The 19,168-nt window shown below is 59.6% G+C and carries 18 protein-coding genes; 11 read left to right on the top strand and 7 right to left on the bottom strand.

What is annotated here, in order from left to right:
- The first annotated feature begins 52 nt into the window (after positions 1–52).
- The 6 genes from ACQZ6F_RS12350 (at position 53) to ACQZ6F_RS12325 (ending at position 6,890) form a co-directional block, all read left to right on the top strand.
- Complete coding sequence (locus ACQZ6F_RS12350; protein WP_077472518.1) at positions 53–925, top strand: carbohydrate ABC transporter permease; 873 nt, start codon at positions 53–55, stop codon at positions 923–925.
- A 1-nt stretch (position 926) separates the two neighbouring features.
- Complete coding sequence (locus ACQZ6F_RS12345) at positions 927–1,769, top strand: carbohydrate ABC transporter permease (RefSeq protein ID WP_449091646.1); 843 nt, start codon at positions 927–929, stop codon at positions 1,767–1,769.
- Between the two features lie 11 nt (positions 1,770–1,780).
- Positions 1,781–2,779 (top strand): ABC transporter ATP-binding protein, encoded by a 999-nt coding sequence (locus ACQZ6F_RS12340; protein WP_449091647.1) that lies wholly within the window; start codon positions 1,781–1,783, stop codon positions 2,777–2,779.
- Positions 2,780–2,932: 153 nt separating this feature from the next.
- A complete protein-coding gene (locus tag ACQZ6F_RS12335) occupies positions 2,933–4,414 on the top strand; it encodes a mannitol dehydrogenase family protein (protein ID WP_449091648.1) in 1,482 nt (493 codons plus the stop codon).
- Positions 4,415–4,512: 98 nt separating this feature from the next.
- Positions 4,513–5,187: an HAD family hydrolase gene (locus ACQZ6F_RS12330; protein ID WP_077472521.1), complete on the top strand. Its 675-nt coding sequence runs from the start codon at positions 4,513–4,515 to the stop codon at positions 5,185–5,187.
- A 119-nt stretch (positions 5,188–5,306) separates the two neighbouring features.
- On the top strand, positions 5,307–6,890 hold the full coding sequence (locus tag ACQZ6F_RS12325) for an FGGY-family carbohydrate kinase (RefSeq protein WP_449091649.1): 1,584 nt from the start codon (positions 5,307–5,309) through the stop codon (positions 6,888–6,890).
- Positions 6,891–6,909: 19 nt separating this feature from the next.
- On the opposite strand, the gene ACQZ6F_RS12320 is transcribed toward ACQZ6F_RS12325, so the two are convergent.
- On the bottom strand, positions 6,910–7,761 hold the full coding sequence (locus ACQZ6F_RS12320; protein ID WP_449092384.1) for a MurR/RpiR family transcriptional regulator: 852 nt from the start codon (positions 7,759–7,761) through the stop codon (positions 6,910–6,912).
- A 252-nt stretch (positions 7,762–8,013) separates the two neighbouring features.
- Between ACQZ6F_RS12320 and ACQZ6F_RS12315 the strand changes: the two genes are divergently transcribed.
- A complete protein-coding gene (locus tag ACQZ6F_RS12315; RefSeq protein ID WP_449091650.1) occupies positions 8,014–8,730 on the top strand; it encodes a sulfate transporter family protein in 717 nt (238 codons plus the stop codon).
- Positions 8,731–8,733: 3 nt separating this feature from the next.
- Here the strand turns inward: ACQZ6F_RS12315 and nth are convergent, their stop codons facing one another.
- Positions 8,734–9,513, bottom strand: a complete 780-nt coding sequence (gene nth, locus ACQZ6F_RS12310) for an endonuclease III (protein ID WP_449091651.1) — start codon at positions 9,511–9,513, stop codon at positions 8,734–8,736.
- 22 nt (positions 9,514–9,535) lie between these two features.
- Between nth and ACQZ6F_RS12305 the strand changes: the two genes are divergently transcribed.
- Both ACQZ6F_RS12305 and ACQZ6F_RS12300 read left to right on the top strand, forming a co-directional pair.
- Positions 9,536–10,039: a DUF2244 domain-containing protein gene (locus tag ACQZ6F_RS12305; RefSeq protein WP_077472525.1), complete on the top strand. Its 504-nt coding sequence runs from the start codon at positions 9,536–9,538 to the stop codon at positions 10,037–10,039.
- 112 nt (positions 10,040–10,151) lie between these two features.
- Positions 10,152–11,024: a methylated-DNA--[protein]-cysteine S-methyltransferase gene (locus ACQZ6F_RS12300; protein WP_449091652.1), complete on the top strand. Its 873-nt coding sequence runs from the start codon at positions 10,152–10,154 to the stop codon at positions 11,022–11,024.
- 263 nt (positions 11,025–11,287) lie between these two features.
- On the opposite strand, the gene ACQZ6F_RS12295 is transcribed toward ACQZ6F_RS12300, so the two are convergent.
- Complete coding sequence (locus tag ACQZ6F_RS12295) at positions 11,288–12,277, bottom strand: sugar-binding transcriptional regulator (RefSeq protein WP_449091653.1); 990 nt, start codon at positions 12,275–12,277, stop codon at positions 11,288–11,290.
- 503 nt (positions 12,278–12,780) lie between these two features.
- On the opposite strand from ACQZ6F_RS12295, the gene tal reads away from it, so the two are divergent.
- A complete protein-coding gene (tal, locus tag ACQZ6F_RS12290; protein ID WP_449091654.1) occupies positions 12,781–13,746 on the top strand; it encodes a transaldolase in 966 nt (321 codons plus the stop codon).
- A gap of 337 nt (positions 13,747–14,083) precedes the next feature.
- Here the strand turns inward: tal and ACQZ6F_RS12285 are convergent, their stop codons facing one another.
- From ACQZ6F_RS12285 to ACQZ6F_RS12270, 4 genes are all read right to left on the bottom strand, one after another.
- Entirely contained in the window at positions 14,084–15,241 is a 1,158-nt protein-coding gene (locus ACQZ6F_RS12285; RefSeq protein WP_449091655.1) for a CaiB/BaiF CoA transferase family protein, read from the bottom strand.
- 1 nt (position 15,242) lies between these two features.
- Entirely contained in the window at positions 15,243–15,788 is a 546-nt protein-coding gene (locus tag ACQZ6F_RS12280; RefSeq protein WP_449091656.1) for a MaoC family dehydratase, read from the bottom strand.
- Positions 15,789–15,819: 31 nt separating this feature from the next.
- Positions 15,820–16,656, bottom strand: a complete 837-nt coding sequence (locus tag ACQZ6F_RS12275; protein WP_449091657.1) for an amidohydrolase family protein — start codon at positions 16,654–16,656, stop codon at positions 15,820–15,822.
- Between the two features lie 65 nt (positions 16,657–16,721).
- Positions 16,722–17,513 (bottom strand): IclR family transcriptional regulator, encoded by a 792-nt coding sequence (locus tag ACQZ6F_RS12270; protein ID WP_449091658.1) that lies wholly within the window; start codon positions 17,511–17,513, stop codon positions 16,722–16,724.
- Between the two features lie 212 nt (positions 17,514–17,725).
- Between ACQZ6F_RS12270 and ACQZ6F_RS12265 the strand changes: the two genes are divergently transcribed.
- Positions 17,726–19,009 carry a type 2 periplasmic-binding domain-containing protein gene (locus ACQZ6F_RS12265; protein WP_405048770.1) on the top strand — a complete coding sequence of 428 codons (1,284 nt, stop codon included), beginning with the start codon at positions 17,726–17,728 and terminating at the stop codon, positions 19,007–19,009.
- Positions 19,010–19,168: the final 159 nt, after the last annotated feature.

Below are 19,168 nucleotides of genomic sequence, written 5' to 3'. Positions count from 1 at the left end.
TCAGCCGGTCCGCGGCCACCCCTTCCGCTTAAAAGATAGGTTGGTACTTGCCATGGCAACGTTGCACACCCGTTCCGCTGCGCGCATCATGATGGCGCCTTCGGTTCTCCTGCTTTTCGCGTGGATGATCGTCCCGCTCGTGATGACGATCTATTTCTCGACGCTGAACTACAATCTGCTATCTCCCGGCGCCAATGACTTCATCGGCTGGCTGAACTACGAATATTTCATTAGCGATCCGGCCTTCCTGAGCTCGTTGATCGTGACGCTGCTGCTCGTCGGTGGTGCGTTGGTGATCACCGTCGTCGGCGGCATTTTGCTGGCGCTCCTTCTTGATCAGCCGATCTTCGGCCAGGGCATCGTGCGCATGCTGGTGCTTGCGCCCTTCTTCGTGATGCCGACGGTCGCCGCCCTCATCTGGAAGCACATGTTCATGAACCCGGTGAACGGACTTCTGGCGCATCTGTTCCGGTTGTTCGGACTTGATCCGCTGACCTGGCTGGAGACGGTTCCGCTTCTGTCGATCATCATCATCGTCGCCTGGCAATGGCTGCCTTTCGCAACGCTCATCCTGCTCACTGCCCTGCAGTCGCTGGACGAGGAGCAGAAGGAAGCTGCCGAGATGGACGGTGCTGGACCAATTTCGAAGTTCATCTACATCATCCTGCCGCACCTGGCGCGCGCCATCACCGTTGTGATCCTGATCGAGACGATCTTCCTGCTTTCCGCCTTCGCCGAAATCCTCGTGACCACCAATGGCGGTCCCGGCACGGCGACGACCAATCTCACCTATCTGGTCTATTCGCAGATCGTCCTGTCGCAGGATGTCGGCGGCGCATCGGCAGGCGGCATCATCGCTGTCATCCTCGCCAATATCGTCGCGATCTTCCTGATGCGCGCGGTCGGCAAGAATCTGGAGGCTTAAGATGGCACGCCAAGTCAGCACGCAACGCAAGGTGTTCGTGTCGGTGATCGCCTGGATCATCGCCCTGCTCATCTTCTTCCCGATCCTCTGGACGGTTCTGACGAGCTTCAAGACGGAAGGCGACGCGATCGCTTCGCCGCCGCAGTTCCTCTTCTTCCATTGGACGCTGGAGAATTATGTCGAGGTGCAGTCACGCTCGAACTATTTCCTCCATTTCGCCAACTCCGTCATCATCGCGTTCGGTTCGACGATCCTCGGTCTGATCGTTGCCGTGCCGGCCGCCTGGGCCATGGCCTTTTCGCCGACGAAGCGCACCAAGGATGTGCTGATGTGGATGTTGTCCACCAAGATGATGCCGCCCGTCGGCGCCTTCATTCCGATCTATCTGCTGTTTCAGGGTTTCGGCTTGTTGAACAATCAGTTCGCCAGCCGTCTTGGCATGGTGGTGGTGCTGATGCTCATCAATCTGCCGATCATTGTCTGGATGCTCTATACCTACTTTAAAGAGATCCCCGGCGAGATCCTCGAAGCGGCCCGCATGGACGGTGCGACACTTGCCAAGGAGATCATCTACGTGCTCACGCCGATGGCGATCCCCGGGCTCGCCTCGACGATGCTGCTCAACATCATCCTTGCCTGGAACGAGGCCTTCTGGACGCTCAACCTCTCGTCGGTCGACGCAGCTCCGCTCAGCACTTTCATCGCCTCCTATTCGAGCCCGGAGGGCCTGTTCTATGCCAAGCTTTCGGCCGCATCGACCATGGCGATCGCTCCGATCCTGATCCTCGGCTGGTTCAGCCAGAAACAACTCGTTCGCGGCCTCACCTTCGGCGCGGTTAAGTAAGGAAGAGAAACATGGGTAGCATTGTCCTTAAGAAGGTTTCTAAGGTCTTTGGCGAAGCCAAGGTCATCCCTTCCATCGACCTCGAAATCAACAATGGTGAGTTCGTGGTGTTCGTCGGCCCGTCGGGCTGTGGCAAGTCCACGCTGCTGCGTCTGATCGCCGGCCTCGAAGACGTCTCCGGCGGCCAGATCCTGATCGACGGCAAGGATGGCACAAATTTGAAGCCGTCCGACCGTGGTCTCGCCATGGTGTTCCAGTCCTATGCGCTCTATCCGCATATGAGTGTGCGCAAGAACATCGCCTTCCCGCTGAAGATGGCGAACATGCCGCAGGCGGAGATCGACAAGAAGGTTGCGGACGCCGCGCGTGTCCTCAATCTCACCGACTATCTGGAACGCAAGCCGCGCCAGCTCTCGGGCGGCCAGCGCCAGCGCGTCGCTATCGGCCGTGCCATCGTGCGCCAGCCGGCGGCCTTCCTGTTCGACGAGCCCTTGTCGAACCTCGATGCGGCGCTGCGCGTCAACATGCGCCTCGAGATCAGCGAGCTGCACCAGCAGCTGAAGACGACGATGGTCTATGTGACGCATGACCAGGTCGAAGCCATGACCATGGCCGACAAGATCGTTGTGCTCAACCGCGGCAATATCGAGCAGGTCGGCTCGCCGTTGGAGCTCTATCGCTCTCCGCGCAACCTCTTTGTCGCCGGCTTCATAGGCTCGCCGAAGATGAATTTCGTCAAGGGCGCCTATGCGCAGAGCCTTGGCGGCGAGACGATCGGCGTGCGGCCGGAACATACGCTACTGTCTACGACGGCTGGCGACTGGCAGGGTAAGGTCATCGTCGCCGAGCATCTCGGCTCCGACACCTTCCTGCATATCGACGTCGACGGTATCGGCACGGTGACGGCACGCGGCTCCGGCGATTTCCCGGCCCGGGCCGGCGACACCGTCTACCTGACGCCCGACAAGGCGCATATCCATCGGTTCAACGCCGAGGGATTGTCGATCTGAGCCACAAGCCGGTGCCGTGCGCGCCGCCCGCGCATGGCGAACGCATCGATCCCGGCCCGCTTGGATGGATATCTGCGGGCCGGACAGCATACCAGCCGGAGCGGCCTTTCCCAGTCGTCCGGAGCCAGAGACCTTTCCAGAAGGACTAGAGACATGACGTGCAAATTATCGCTCGCAACTCTCCAGGAAGCGGCTGCAACGGCAGCCATTCCTGCCTACGATCCGAAGTCGCTTTCGGCGGGCATCGTGCATTTCGGTGTCGGCAATTTCCATCGCGCCCATCAGGCAATCTACCTCGACGATCTGTTCAACGGCGGTCACGACCATGACTGGGCGATCGTCGGCGCCGGCGTGCTGCCGTCCGATGCCGCCATGCGGGAAAAGCTCGCGGCGCAGGACTTTCTGACGACCGTGGTCGAGCAGGACAATAATCGCACGGCTGCCCGCGTCACCGCGCCGATGGTCGGTATCCTGCCGGTCGGCGATGCCAAGGCGATCATCGCCAAGCTGGCCGATCCCACCATCCGCATCGTCTCGATGACGATTACCGAAGGCGGCTATTTCATCGATGCGTCAGGCAAATTCAATCCCGCTCATCCAGCGATATCAGCCGACGGGCAGAACCAGGATGCGCCGAAGACTGTGTTCGGCCTGATCGTCGCGGGCCTCAAGGCGCGCCGCGCCGCAGGCTTGCAGCCCTTCACGGTCATGTCCTGCGACAACATTCCCCACAATGGCGGTGTCACCAAAGCCGCCGTCGTCGGGACCGCGCGCCTTTCCGACGCTGCCTTTGCCGACTGGATCGCTGCCAACGTCGCCTTCCCGAACGGCATGGTCGACCGCATCACGCCGGCAACCGGTACGCGCGAGATCGATCTGCTGAAGCAAGTCTTCGATATCGAGGACAATTGGCCCGTCTATTGTGAGGAATTCAAGCAGTGGGTGCTTGAAGACAATTTCCCGGCGGGCCGGCCTGCGCTGGAAAAGGTCGGCGTCACGTTCGTCCCGGATGTAACCCCCTATGAGCATATGAAGATCCGCATCCTCAATGGCGGCCATGCGGCCATCGCCTATCCGGCAGCGTTGATGGATATCCATTTCGTGCATGAGGCCATGGAAGAACCGTTGATCCGCGATTTCCTCGCCAAGCTCGAGAATGACGAGATCATCCCCGTGATCCCGCCGGTGCCGAATACCGTGCTGGCGGATTATTTCAAGCTGATCGAGCGGCGCTTCGCCAATCCGAAGATCGCCGACACCATTCCGCGCCTGGCGCAGGATGGCTCCAACCGCCAGCCGAAGTTTATCCTGCCGTCCACGGCCGATCGGCTCAGCCGCGGGGAAGACGTCGTCGGCCTCGCGCTCGTCTCGGCGCTCTGGTGCCGCTATTTCGCCGGCAAGAGCGACAGCGGCAAGGACATCGTCTTCAACGATGCCAGCGCCGAGCGCCTGCATGAGGCCGCTCTCAAGGCAAAGGACGATCCAAATGCCTTCCTGGTGTTCGAGGATATCTTCGGCGATGTCGCGAAATCGGATCTCTTCCGCAAACGCTTCGCTCATGCCCTGAAAACGCTGTGGGAAAAGGGTACTCGCGTCACCCTGCAGCTATACTTGGACAACAAACTCGCGGGATAATCCTCAAGCGGCCGGAGTTTTCTGCTCCGGCCGTTTTCCATTGTAACGCCCGCATTGCGAGCAGGCGGCACGGCAACAGAATTCAGGTTGGATCTACGATGACCGATGCGGAGAAGGGACTCGTAATCTTCGATTGCGATGGCGTGCTTGTGGACAGCGAGCCGCTGTCGGTCAGCGTGCTCATCCAGGCGATGCATGATGTCGGCGTGGATATGAGCGAGGAGGATGTCTACAGCCGCTTCCTCGGCAAGAGCCTCGCGACGCTCGTCGATACGATGCTGACCGAGTTCGATGTATTCATCGATCAGGCGTTCCTCGATCGCATCCGCAACGATCTCTATGAGCGGTTCAAGCATGAGCTGAAGCCGATCGATGGTATCGCCGCGACGCTGGATGCGCTTCCGCTTCCGCGCTGTGTGGCCTCTTCAAGCCAGCTGGAGCGCATCCGGCTCTCGCTCGGTGTCACCGGCCTGCTGGAGCGGCTGGAGCCGAATATTTTCAGCGCCAGCATGGTGAAGCGGGGCAAGCCCGCACCGGATCTTTTCCTCTTTGCCGCCGAGCGGATGGGGGTTGCGCCGGCAGACTGCATCGTCGTGGAAGACAGCCCCGCGGGGATCATGGCGGCGCGTGCGGCCGGCATGACAGTGTTCGCTTTCAACGGCGGTTCGCATGCGCATTCCCCTAGCTATCGTGCTGAACTGGAGCAGCTTTCACCGGAAGTCGTGTTTGACGCGATGCCGGATTTGATACAACTTGTCCGCAACAAGAGTTAGAGCATTTCCAGGAAAAGTGCGCAGCGGTTTTCCGTCCGGAATGCGTAAAGAAAAAAATAGAACGTTTTCGCGATTCAAAGAAACGTGGAAATGCTCTGAGTGGTCGGGACCCCTTTTGCATGCGTGATCACGTGGTTGCGGTCGATATTGGCACAGGCAGCGCACGCGCCGGTGTCTTCACGGCGGGCGGCTCACTGCTGGGCAAAAGCGAATATCCGATCCTGATGAATCGCCCGCGTGAAAACCACGCCGAGCATGATTCCGAGGATATATGGGCTGCCGTCTGCGCCGTCGTTCGCGCTGCCGTTGCAGCTTCGGGCGTCGACGCATCCGTCATCGGCGCCATCGGTTTCGACGCGACCTGTTCGCTGGTCGTGCGTGATCGGGAAGGCGGGCAATTGACCGTGTCCACCGGAGGCGAGAGCCGCTTCGATACCATCGTCTGGCTCGATCACCGTGCGCTGGCCGAGGCGGATTACTGCACGGCGACGCGGCACGAGGTTCTCGCCTATTCCGGCGAGTTCATGTCGCCCGAAATGGAAATGCCCAAGCTGATGTGGCTGAAGGAGAACCTTCCCGAGAGCTGGGCGCAGGCCGGTTATTTCTTCGACCTTGCCGATTTCATGACCTGGAAGGCGACCGGCTCGTTGGCCCGGTCACGATCGACGCTGGTGGCGAAGTGGAATTATCTCGCCCATCGTGAACCGGGCTGGCAGGCGGATTTCCTGAATGTGATCGGTCTCGGCGATGTGCGGGAGCGCGGAGGGCTGCCGGAGGACAGTGTTCCGGTCGGCAAGAGCATCGGAACGTTGACAGCCGAAGCTGCGGAAGCGCTGGGGCTCGATCGGGATTGCCATGTCGGCGCGGGGATGATCGACGCCTATGCGGGTGCGCTCGGCGCTCTTGCGGCTCATGCTGGCGATCCAGGCTCCCTGGAGCACCAGCTCGCGCTCATCGCCGGAACCTCGAGCTGCGTCGTTTCCTTCTCGCGGGAGCGCAAGCGCAGCACGGGCATGTGGGGGCCTTATTATGAGGCGGTTTTCCCGGAAATGTGGCTGGCAGAAGCCGGGCAGTCGGCAACGGGAGCGTTGCTCGATCACATTGTCAGCATGCATGCAGCTGGGGGAGCGCCGACCGCCGCGTTGCACGATCGTATCGTCAAGCGCATTGCGGAGCTGCGACTGGCCGAGGGTGAATTGCTGGGCGGCCGCATCCATGTGTTGCCCGATTTTCACGGCAATCGTTCACCGCTTGCAGATCCGCATGCCTTGGGCGTCATCAGCGGGATGACGCTGGACGCATCCTTCGACGGCCTCTGCCGGCTCTACTGGCGCACCAGCGTCGGAATAGCGCTTGGTATCCGCCACATCCTGGAGCGGATGCGGGATTATGGCTACGTGCCCGATACGCTGCATGTCGCGGGCGGTCATGTGAAGAATTCGGTGCTGATGGAGCTCTATTCCGATGTGACCGGCTGCAAGGTCGTGATCCCCAAGATGAACGAGACCGTGCTGCTGGGCACGGCGATCGCTGCTTCGGTTTCCTGCGGGCTCCATGAGAACCTGGGGGTGGCGGGTGCCGCCATGTATCCCGGTGGTCATGAACGCCTGCCGGATGCGGCCAAGAATACGCTCTACGATCGCGACTACCGGCGCTTCCTCGCGATGTATCGCCATCGGGCAGAATTGGACGGAATGGATTAGGCCTTTGGTTTGCGCTTGCTTACCTTAGGGGCGCATGTGCGAATATGGCTTGCAGTTCCTCGATCCGGCGAATCCTGTTTTCCGCCGTTTCACCGGCCGCCTGCGTCGCGGCGATAGCGATCATTTCCAGCAGCGCCATCATGCCCGAGAGGCTTTCGCGGCTATTGGCTCGCTGGGGTGGCAAAGACAGGGTGATATTCGCAAATTCATGCGCCCATTCGGTGAATTGGCCGGTCGCGAGCAGCACTTTGTGTCCGGCGCGGCGAGCGGAGCGGGCTAGCAGCCGCGATGCGACGAAGCGCGGGGAATCGATGATGATGAGCAAGCTGTCTTCCGACCGTGCGCCCAGCATTTCGACGTAGCTGCCATTAGCCCCATCGAGAAAGAGGACGTGGTCGCGAGCGAAAGTCAGCCGGTCGCAGAGATGCCTTCCAAGCCCTGCAAGGCTCGGATGGGTGGTGATGAAGACGTTGCCGGCCGACAGGATTGCCGTCACCGCGTCCTGCCATTGGGGCTGGTTGGCGAGATTGTAGATATGCTGCAGCATCTCAACCTGTTCGACGATTTGTGCTGCCAGGGGGCGGCTTTCACCGGCATCCTTCTGGAGCTGCTCGAGGACGTTAGGCAATTGTAACGTAACAGGCCCCGTGTTCTCCTTCAGATGAACCTTGATTCCGTCGAGGCCGTGATAGCCGAGGGACCGCAGGAACCGGCCAACCGTCATCGGGCTCAATTCGAGCCTATCGGCGACCGAGGAGGCGGTTTCGAACGGTAGTTCATTCAGATGTTCAGAGAAATACTTTGCAATTCGACGTTCGGCGGGCGTACCAACCTTGATATATTCTCTAAGTTTCTGGCTAAGGTCTTCCAAATTCACGCCTCCCTGAGTTTCCTTCTGATATTCTATGCACCAATTGTTGGAACAATGGGGTGCTTGGATCTCGGAAGGCCGCCGATGTTGTTTCGGTTGTTGTTCTTAATATGACCTACAAAATATATTAGCTTAGGCTTTATTACAACGATACATTTTTTTAATTGAGCATACTCGCATATCAGGTGGGATATTGATATCCGCATGAATGCTACCTAGGTGTCGGATTACCAACCAGGGGAGCCCGACCGAATGATTGTCCTTGCTGCGCGCCTTTCTTTCGAAAACCTCTTCGCGCCGGAAACGCGCAAGGTTTTCTGGAAGGTTCTTGGCCTGACATTGCTGGCGCTTGTCGTGCTCTGGTTCGTGCTGCGCGGCATTTTCAATTCCTTCGCCTTGCCCTGGCTGCAGGGCTTCATGCCGGCCACTGCGGATTGGACGGGTTGGCTTACGCTCTTTCTGGCTATCTTTGCGGGCATTGCGCTCGCGCTCGCAATGGCGCTGCTGATATCGCCGATCACGGCGCTGATTGCCGGCCTCTTTCTCGACGATGTCGCCGAGGTCGTGGAGAAGCGGGACTATCCCGGCGATGCACCCGGAACGGCGATGCCGATCGCAGCGGCCATGAAAAGCTCGGTGCGGTTTGTCGGCGTCGTCATCGTCGGCAATATCGTCGCCCTGTTTCTGCTGTTCATTCCAGGCGTCAATCTGATCGCCTTCTTTCTGGTGAATGGCTACCTGCTTGGCCGCGAATTCTTCGAGTTTGCCGCCATGCGCTTCCGTTCGCCGGACGAGGCGCGGCAGTTCCGCATCAAGCACGCCTTCACGGTCTTTTTGGCCGGTCTGGTGATTGCCGCCTTCCTTGCCATCCCGCTTCTCAATCTGCTGACACCGCTGTTTGCCGCCGGGATGATGGTGCATCTGCACAAGCTCATCTCGCGGAAAGAAGCCGGCCTGCGTGCATATTAAAAGCTAGCTGGCGGTTTCGGCGCTGATGTTTTGCTGGGGCAGTTCGACCAGCGGCGCCGGTATGTCCCAGATCTTTTCCGGCGATCGACAGAGATCGGCAATGATGCAATGTTCGCATTCCGGCTTGCGCGCCTTGCAGCAATAGCGCCCGTGCAGGATCAGCCAGTGATGGGCGTGGTAGAGATATTGATCGGGGATCAGCTTCAACAGCCTCTGCTCGACTTCGTCCGGCGTCTTGCCGGGCGCCAGCAGCAGCCGATTGGCGATGCGGAAGATGTGGGTATCGACCGCGAGCGTTGCCTGGCCGAATGCCATCGATAGGACGACATTAGCGGTTTTGCGCCCGACTCCCGGCAGGGTCATCAACTCTTCTCGCGTGCGCGGCACCTCGCCACCGAAATCAGCGATGAGCTTTTCCGAGAGCGCGACGACATTCTTCGCCTTGTTGCGGTAGAGGCCGATGGTCTTGATGTATTCGCGGATGCGTTCCTCGCCGAGGTCGAGCATCTTTTGCGGCGTGTCGGCAATGGCGAAGAGCGCGCGCGTCGCTTTGTTGACGCCGACGTCAGTCGCCTGCGCCGACAACGCCACCGCAACAACGAGGGTGAAGGGATTGACGTGTTCCAGCTCGCCCTTCGGTTCGGGCCGCTGGATGGAGAAGCGACGGAAGATCTCTTCCAGGTCCGCCTTTGAATAAAGGCTCTTCGTGGCCGGCTTGCGACCTGCGGTCGCATTTGACTTTTTCGCCGTTTGGGCGCTGGATTTGATCTTAGGATTTGCCATGAACGACCTATACTCAAGTCCAATGACCGAACGCAACGCCGATACTGCGGCAGACGGCAACAAGCCGGTTTTCGCTGCCGAACTGTTCCCCCATCGCTCTCTCGGACGAAAGGGGTTCAAGGTCATGCTGGCCTTGGCCGGCGCCTTCTGCCTCTTCTACACCATTCTTTTCGTCACGCGCGGGGCGTGGCCTGTGGGCTTGTTCTTCGGCGCCGATTTTCTGCTGCTCTACGGCGCCTTCTGGCTGAACTACCGTTCCGGGCGTGTGCGTGAGGAAGTGACGGTATCGCGCACCAATGTGTCCATCCGCAAGTTTTCGCCGACCGGGCGGATGATCGAACATCGCTTCAATCCGTTCTGGACACGGTTCCTCGTACGCCGCCATCGCGAAATCGGCGTCGTATCGATGCATGTTCGCGACAGGAGCCACGATACGGATGTCGGCTCGTTCCTCAACCCGGATGATCGCGAGAGCTTCGCCAAGGCTTTCAAACGTGCGCTGGCCACAGTCACGCAGCGGATATGAGCGGGTCTCGCAGAACCAGTGACATCACATTTTCGCAGCCAGCCTTTCTGCGCAAGAAACGGGTGGTTTTAGCTCTGCTGACGTGGTTTTCTCCTTTTTAAGGAGAAAGACCATGAATGCGATTGCACAGCTGAAAAAAGACATCACTCCGCAAGGCCCGGATTACGAGACTGTGCGGCAAGTGATTGAGCTCATCACCGAGGAGTATCGCGATCAGCCGTCGCTGGAGACGCTCGCCGATCGGCTCGGCCAGTCGCCCACCCAATTGCAGAAGACATTTACGCGCTGGGCTGGGCTTTCACCCAAGGCTTTTCTTCAGGCGGTAACGCTCGATCATGCCAAACGGCTCCTGCGCAAGGAGGATCTGCCGCTGCTGGAGACCTCTTTCGAAGTCGGCCTTTCCGGCCCCAGCCGCCTGCATGATCTGTTCGTCACGCACGAGGCGATGTCGCCGGGCGAATGGAAGGCCAGGGGCAGCGGCCTGGTGATGCGCTATAGCTTCCACATTTCACCATTTGGTCTTGCCCTGATCATGGTCACAGATCGCGGTCTTGCCGGTCTCGCCTTCAGCGATTCCGGCAATGAGCGGGCTTGCCTGGAAGACATGACCTGCCGCTGGCCGAATGCGCAATTCATCGAGGATGCCCAGGCGACGGCACCTTACGCAGCCCGCATTTTCGAACGATCAAACTGGTCGAGCGATCAGCCGCTGCGGGTGGTGCTGATCGGCTCGGATTTCCAGCTGCGCGTCTGGGAGAGCCTGTTGAAGATCCCGATGGGCCGGGCCGTGACCTATTCCGATATCGCCAGCGATATCGGCCAGCCAAAGGCCATGCGGGCCGTGGGAGCCGCCGTCGGCCGCAACCCGATCTCCTTCGTCGTGCCCTGCCACCGTGCGCTCGGCAAGAATGGTCAGCTTACCGGCTATCATTGGGGGCTGACGCGCAAGCGAGCGATGCTGGGTTGGGAATCGGGGGACGCTTGAGGGGTGTGTTCTTGGAGAGCTGGAGTCTGCCGGGCGTCCGTGAACCCCCTCTGTAACTGTCGTGACATCTCCCCCACATGGGGGGAGATTGGTAACCCGCAGTGGTCTCTCGCTTCAAATGAACGTAGAATCTGCTGAAACTGCAATTTAGTGTTTCGGAGAGGACGGGCGGCAGGCTCCCAATGATCTCCCCCCATGTGGGGGAGATGTCCCGAAAGGGACAGAGGGGGGTGTGAACCCTCCGCAAACACGGAATGAATTAATCAAGCAGCCTTCGCCATAGCCATCTGCAGCAGCGCCTTGGCGGCACTTTCGTCGGTGATCAAAGTGTTGCAGCCGATTCGCTTGATGGTGGCGCTGATTGCCTGGGCGCGGTGCGCGCCGCCGGAGGAGATCACAATGTGCTTGGCTTTTTTCAACGTATCGAGATCGACGGACATGACGCGCTTGTTGATGGGGTGATCGACGGAATTGCCCTCGGAATCGAGGAAGTTGAACATGGTATCGCAGACGCAGCCCATGTCGATCAACTCTTGCAGCTCGCGCTTGGAGATGAAACCCTCCGACAGCGACGTCGATTGCGGCCCAATGTCGCCGCAGCTGACGATGGCGAGGTCCAGATTTTCCGCCAGCCGATAAATGGCTTCAAGGCCGCATTTTTCGATGAGATTGCGCTTGGTCTCGATGGAATCGACCAGCAGCGGCGCCAGGAACATGTAGCATTCCGCACCGAGCTGGCTTGCCAGCCGCCACGTATAATCGATCGGGTTGGTCTGTTGGACGGCGACGATGCCGCCGAGCAAGGACACCACCTTGCAATTGTCGCGGCGGGGAGGGCGGAAGCTTGCAAGCGAAGCCGTCATCGTCCGGCCCCAGCCGACGCCGATCGTGTAATTGTCGGGGATGGCTTCGGTGAGGAATTGGCCGAGCGCCAGGCCGACGCTCTTTGCCTGAGCGTTTACATTGCCGCCAGCGGGCTCCGGAACCACGATTGCTTCATCCAGCCCATAAATGCGTTCCAGCTTGATCGCCAGTTCGACGCAATCGTCGATGCCTTCGGTGATCCAGATTTGCACCTCGGCGCGACGCATCGCCTCATCCAGCAGGCGGATGACCGTGGTGCGGCTGATGCCGAGTTGTTCGGCGACATCCTTCTGCGTCAGGCCCTGGTTATAATAGAGCCATGCGGCGCGAAGCCTCAGGGACGAGGTCTCCGAATAGGCGGTGTGTGTTCCGCGTCTCAGTTTGGCCACAGGTCCTCCAGCATGATTGTCGCCTGCGCCTTTTAGCGTCATGATCGCCGGGAATTGGAATTGTGGCGATGACGGATGACAGGAGCGGGCGAGATCGGCTCTTCTGCTGGCGATATTCTATGACATGAAACTTATGTCAATTGAATTGCACAAATGTCCTTGACTTTTCCTTGCGAGATTGCTGATAGTCGGTGCTGAGGAATTCGGTCTTGTCCAATCGAGGAGGACAATGTGCGAGTGTTGCTCCGAGCAAGTGCCAGACCGGACAGGATGCCATATAGGGCGCCCGGTGCCGGTGGAAAGCTTGTCGTCGGAAGGTTGTTTCTTCATCGCTCGGCCGTTCACCGGAAATGGAACTTTCGCGCTTTTTACCCCGTTACCGACACATAGAAGATGGAAGGGCATATTCCGCCTGACGCCTTCAAATCGTCCATCGACCGGACGGAATTTGCCGCCCGACATCTCCGCATCCCAATGGGCCTCATTCAACAAGGATACCTGTTATGACTTCCAAGCTTGATCAACTCCGCGCCATGACCACGGTCGTCGCCGATACAGGCGACATCGAGGCAGTCGCACGCCTGAAGCCGGTGGATTGCACCACCAACCCGACCATCGTCCTGAAGGCGCTCGGCACGCCGATGTTTGCCGACGCGATCAAAGAAGCCGTTGCTTGGGGCAAGAAGCAGGGCGGCAACTCGGAAGCCGTCGTTCACGCGGTTGCCGACCGCCTGGCCATTTCCGTCGGTGCCGCGCTTTCCGGGCTCGTTCCGGGCCGTGTCTCGACCGAAGTCGACGCCGATCTCTCCTTCAATACCGAAGCATCGCTGACCAAGGCCCGCGCGATCATCGCCTCCTACAAGGAGCGCGGCATCGAGCGCGACCGCATCCTGATCAAGCTTGCTTCCACCTGGGAAGGCATTCGTGCCGCCGAAGTGCTGCAGAAGGAAGGCATCGACTGCAACCTGACTCTGCTCTTCAGCAAGGCCCAAGCGATTGCCTGCGCCGATGCCAAGGCCTTCCTGATTTCGCCCTTCGTCGGCCGCATCCTCGACTGGTACAAGAAGGCGACCGGCAAGGACTACACGGCTGAGGAAGATCCGGGCGTCGTTTCCGTTCGCGACATCTACCACTACTACAAGTCCAACGACATCAAGACGATCGTCATGGGCGCCTCGTTCCGCAACACCGGCGAAATCGAAGCGCTGGCCGGCTGCGACCGCCTGACGATCAGCCCGAACCTGCTCGACGACCTTTCCAAGGACGAAGGCAAGCTGGAGCGCAAGCTCTCGCCGGAGAACAAGGGTTCCGTCGAAAAGATCGCCGTCGACGAAAAGACATTCCGCTGGATGATGAACGAAGACGCAATGGCAACCGAGAAGCTCTCGGAAGGCATCCGCGCCTTCGCCAAGGACCTCGGCACGCTGCGCGCCATGGTCAGCAAGGAGCTGCAGCTCGCTGCTGCGTAAGGTGATTTTGCTTCTCTCCTGGTAGAGGAGCGTTTCAGTTGGAAGGGGTGTCGCAGGGATGCGGCGCCCCTTTTTTCGATGATAGTCGAGGCTTCGATGACGCCGCACCCGCAACACCCCCCTCTGTCACTTCGTGACATCTCTCCCACAAGGGGGGAGATCATTGGGAGTTTGACGCTCGTTCCCTTCAAGTCCTCAAACTGCAATTTCAACAGATTGGATGTTCTTTTGAGGCGAGTGAGTGCTGCGAGCTGCCAATCTCCCCCCTTGTGGGGGAGATGTCACGAAGTGACAGAGGGGGGTGAACAGGTGCCGCAAACACAAAATGCGCGATAGGTTACCGAAGGAACTCCGCCCTGATCTTATCCGACTGACCACCGATCGTGGGCGCCGCCAGGTCATTCTTGGCTCTGATACCATTAACTCGGATCGGGCTTGCCATCGTGCGCACGGAGGTGCCGTCGTCACGGCTCACCGTCTGCAGCATGTCGAGCTGGCGGAAGGCGGCGGTTTGCAGCAGCTTCGGCCAGTCGAGCACTTCCGCTGCCCATATGTCGGCGGGTTCCAATATGGCGAGCCATTCCGGAGCCGTCTTTTCCAGCAGGCGATCGGCGATCAGGCTCTTGATCTCATCGCGGCGCTGGAAGGCATCATCAGGTGTGTAGTCGGCGAGGACCGGCAGGTCCAGCAGCGGGGCAAGCTTCGCCAGCGGCATCATCGCCAGCGCCAGCCAGTCATCGGCGCAACGGTAGACGCCGTAGGGGGCTGCGAGATAGGCGTGGGCATTGCGCACGGCGGATTTCTGCGGCAGGCGGCCGCCGTCGTTCAGATGCGTGGTCAGCACCTCGAACTGGAAATCGACCATTGCTTCCAGCAGGCTTGTCTCCACATGCACACCACGTCCGGTAACGCCGCGTCGCACGAGGCCCGCGAGAATGGCCTGAACGAGAAGATTGCCGGCCAGCATGTCTGCGACGGCAAGGCCGAAGGGTACAGGCCCATCATTCGCCTCGCCGTTCAGCCACATGACGCCGGAGCGGGCCTGGGCCAAAAGATCCTGCCCGGGGAAGTGCCGCCATTCATTATCGGGGCCGTAGCCGGTGATGCTGCCATAGACGATGCGCGGGTTGATGGCGGTGACGGAGGCGTAATCGAGGCCGAGCCTTTCGATGACGCCGGGGCGGAAATTCTGGATGATGACGTCGGCCTTGGCGATCAGCGTGCGCAACTCCCGCAGATCGCTCTCATCCTTCATGTTGACGGCAAAGCTCTCCTTGCCGCGGTTGATGGCGTGAAACAGGGTGGAATCGCCACCGATCTCGGTGTCGCTGAGATAAAGCCGGCGACAGAGATCGCCGCCATCGGGCCGCTCGATCTTGATGATCCTCGCGCCGAGATCGCCGAGCCTGAGGGCGGCCATCGGGCCGGCAAGAAACTGGCTCATATCAAGCACGGTGATGTCGGAGAGCAGACCCTCTTCGTTACTAGTATTCATGTCAGGCCTTCAGCGGCGGCGCGTCCGCCGGCCGGCCGTTCTTGTAGCGCACGGTCTGGATATGCTCACAATAGAGCACAAGCTCGCCTTCGCCCTTGAAGACTTCATAGGAGGAGCGGATCAGGCCGAGTTCGGCATATTTCGGCTGCTTATCGAGATTGGTGCGGATGGTGTAGATGGTGTCGCCGATGAAGGTCGGCTTGATGAAGCGCAGCTTGTCGTAGCCATAGGAAAAGGCGTTGACGCAATTGGTGGCGACGAGCCCCAGGCCGGCGGAAAAGACGAAGGCGCCGGCAACCAGCCGCTTGCCGAACAGGCCCTCGGTCTCGGCGAAGATCTGATCGCTGACGTAAGGGTGCATGTCGAGCACCAGCGCGTTGAACTGCTGGGATTCCCCTTCGGAGATCGTGCGGCGCAGGGAGCGGATCTTGTGGCCGACTTCGAAATCCTCATAGAACCAATTTTCCGCGTTCCAAACCGGAATTTCGGCGTGATCGGCCGGCATGGTTTTCGGATGGGTGCTGGATACGCCGACGGTGGCGGTCATGGCATTCACTTTCGATGGAAATCCTCCGGTCTCAGAGAGACCAGAGGCGTTTGGCGTTGAGATGATAAAGCCTGTCGCGTTCGTCGGCGCTGACCCCTTGCGTCAGCGCATGGGTGGCGGCGACCCAGGTGGAGAGATTGCCGCCGAGGGTGCAGACCGGCCAGTCGCTGCCCCAGATGACGCGGTCCCAGCCGAAGCTTGCAATGCAATGCTCGACGAAGGGACGCAGCGTTTCAGGTGTCCAATCGTCCGGATCGGCATAGGCGACGACGCCGGAAATTTTGACGATGACATTCGGCCGTTTTGCGACTTCCCTGATCCCCGACGACCAGCTCTCGCTAAGCCCATCCTGCACTGCGGGTACGCCGCAATGGTCGAGAATGAACCGAACGTTCGGATTGAGATCGATCAGCGCGATCGCCTTGGATATTTGATGCGGGAGGACACAGAGATCGAAGGTGAGCCTCGTATCACTGAGCCGCTTCAGGTTCTCGCGGAACGATGCGCCTTCAGAGACATCGTCAGGCACGACATGCAGTACGCGGCGGAATCCCTTGACGAAGGGATCGGCAAGCACGCGTTCGAAATAGGCGGGAAAATCTTTGCTCTCGGGGCGGCAGGCGGCAATGGCGCCGCGCAGCAGGCTGCCAGACTCGCGGCTGAGGCCTCTGACATAGTCGGTTTCCCGCTCGATATCGCTTTCGGCGACATCGACTTCCATGTGAAGCGTGTCGGTGATCCCAAGTCGCTTGGCCTCGCGGGCATAGTCCTCATAGAGGCTGTCGCGATTGAGCGCACCGGCTTCCGCCAGCCAGGGATAGGCGAGCCGATTCCGGTCGACGATATGCAAGTGGCTGTCGAAAAGCATGGCGTTCCTCCCATACCTGCTTGCTCAACATATACTCACAGAAGAATAGTTTATTCAAATAAAAATTATAGCTCCGCCTTATCAACCGTGCCGGCTACCGTTTCCGAGATCAGTTTTGCCGCTTCCCGTGCATATTCGACGACCTGTTCACGCGTCGGCGCCTTAGGGTTCACAGGCTCGATATAGGGGCAGGTGAGTGCGGCAAGCGCATTGCCGTCCATCGCCAGCACGGGTGCGGAAATGTTGTGCACGCCGCTGGTCTGCAGGCTGTCCATGGTCTCATAGCCCTTTTCGCGGATGGCCAGCAGCTTCTCCTCGAGATCGGCAGGCGGCTCCTCGGCGTCCTGCTCCTGACGTCTCTGCTCGTTGATCATCATCTGCCGCTGCTTGTCATCCCGGAATGCCAGGAGGATGTGGCCGGAGCCGGTATTGTAGAGATTGATCTGGGCGCCGACGCGGATCGAGATGCCCCAATAGGTCGGCGAATCCTGCTGGGCGATGACGACGACTGAGCCGCGGTCGTAGATCGCCAGATGGCAGGCCTGCTCGGCGCGGTTGGAGAATTCGCGCATCAGCGGCGTTGCGAAGGACACCAGCCGGCGCACCGGCGCGTGGTAATGCGCGAGGCCGAAGAGCTTGAGCGTCAGATAGAAGCGATCGCCATCCTGCCTCTGCACGTAGCCACGCCGCACCAGCCGGTCGAGCATGCGGTAGAATTCGTTCGGGCTTTTGTTGAGCGCCTTGGCGATTTCCGCCTGCGTCAGGCCGCCATCGATCGTTGCGAGCAACTCCAATATGTCGAGCCCCTTGTCGAGCGCCGGCGCGCGGTAGCGATCACTGTCGTCTTCTACACTCATCAATGAGTCCCCCAACGAATAAACATGAATCATCATTCATATATAAATGAATGCATTTGACAAGCGCGCGATCACGGCTTGACGGCCAATGAATAAGATGTTTACTTATAAATTATTGATCCATATTTGGGTCGAGAGGGCAATCGGACAAGGGGTCCGGTTTTTTGGGAGGAATTTCGATGAGGAAATTGAAGGCCGGTCTTGCCGCCGGCATGATGGCATTGCTTGCGAGCACCTCGGTCTTCGCTGCCGATCTGCCGGGCAAGTTTCCGGGCGTGACGATCGACGCCAAGCTCATCGGCGGCCAGCAATATGAGCCGCTTTATGCGCGCATTTCCGAGTGGGAGAAGGAAACGGGCGCCAAGGTCAACATTCTGTCCAAGAAGAACCATTTCGAGCTCGACAAGGAAATCAAGTCCGACATGGCGTCGGGCAGCATCTCCTGGTGCGTTGGCTCGAACCATTCGTCCTTCGCGCCTCAGTATCCTGACCTCTACACGGATCTTTCAAAGCTTCTGCCGAAGGAAGAAATCGGCCAGTTCGTCGATTCCACCATTCAGGCCTCGACCATCGATGGCCGCCTGATCATGCTGCCGCGCGCCCAGTTCGACGTGTCGGCGCTCTACTATCAGAAGAGCCTTTACAACGACGACGCCAAGAAGACGGCGTTCAAGGCGAAGTATGGCTATGATCTGGCGCCGCCGAAGACCTGGAAGGAAGTGTCCGATCAGGCGATCTTCTTCTCCAACCCGCCGAATTTCTTCGGCACGCAGTTCCCCGGCAAGGAAGAGGCGATCAACGGTCGCTTCTTTGAAATGCTGGTCGCCGAAGGCGGTGACTATCTCGACAAGGACGGCAAGCCCGCCTTCAATTCCGAAGCCGGCGTGCGTGCGCTCGACTGGTTCGTCAACATGTACAAGGCCAAGGCAGTTCCCGCCGGCACGACCAACTATCTGTGGGACGATCTCGGTGCGGGCTTTGCGTCCGGTTCGATCGCGCTTGATCTCGACTGGCCGGGCTGGGCGACCTATTTCAACGATCCGAAGTCTTCCAAGGTCGCGGGCAATGTCGGCGTCGTCGTGCAGCCTGTCGGCTCGTCCGGCAAGCACACCGGCTGGTCCGGCCATCATGGCTTCTCGGTGACCGAGGCTTGCGCCCACAAGGATGCTGCCGCTTCGCTCGTCTGGTTCCTGACCAACGACGACTCGCAGAAGCTCGAAGCTGCCAACGGCACACTGCCGACCCGCAAGGCTGTCTGGGAGTGGGACATCCAGCAGGCTGCTTCCGACCCTTACAAGAAGGAAGTGCTGAGCACCTTCCAGGAATCGATGAAGTACGCCTTCCCGGTCCCGCGCACGCCGCAATGGATCGAGATTTCTAACGTCGTCTATCCTGAGCTCCAGGCCGCCATCCTCGGCGACAAGACCTCCAAGCAGGCGCTCGACGCTGCCGCCCAGAAGGCGACCGATGTCCTGAAGGACGCCGGCGCGCTCTAAGCGATGCAATCGAAGTCCCGCGCCCCGAAATGCGCGGGACTTCCACAATCTGACTCCGAGAATGGCTTTCGACCGCTGCTGCAAGGCACTGGCCGGCGCTGCCGGTTTCTCGTCCCAAGCAATCCATTCCACGCAGTCCGGGCCACGCTGCCGAGGAAT

This window comes from Rhizobium sp. A22-96, assembly GCF_053521805.1.
The sequence above is the reverse complement of the archived record's forward strand: the minus strand, read 5'-3'. Positions and strand labels throughout refer to the sequence as shown.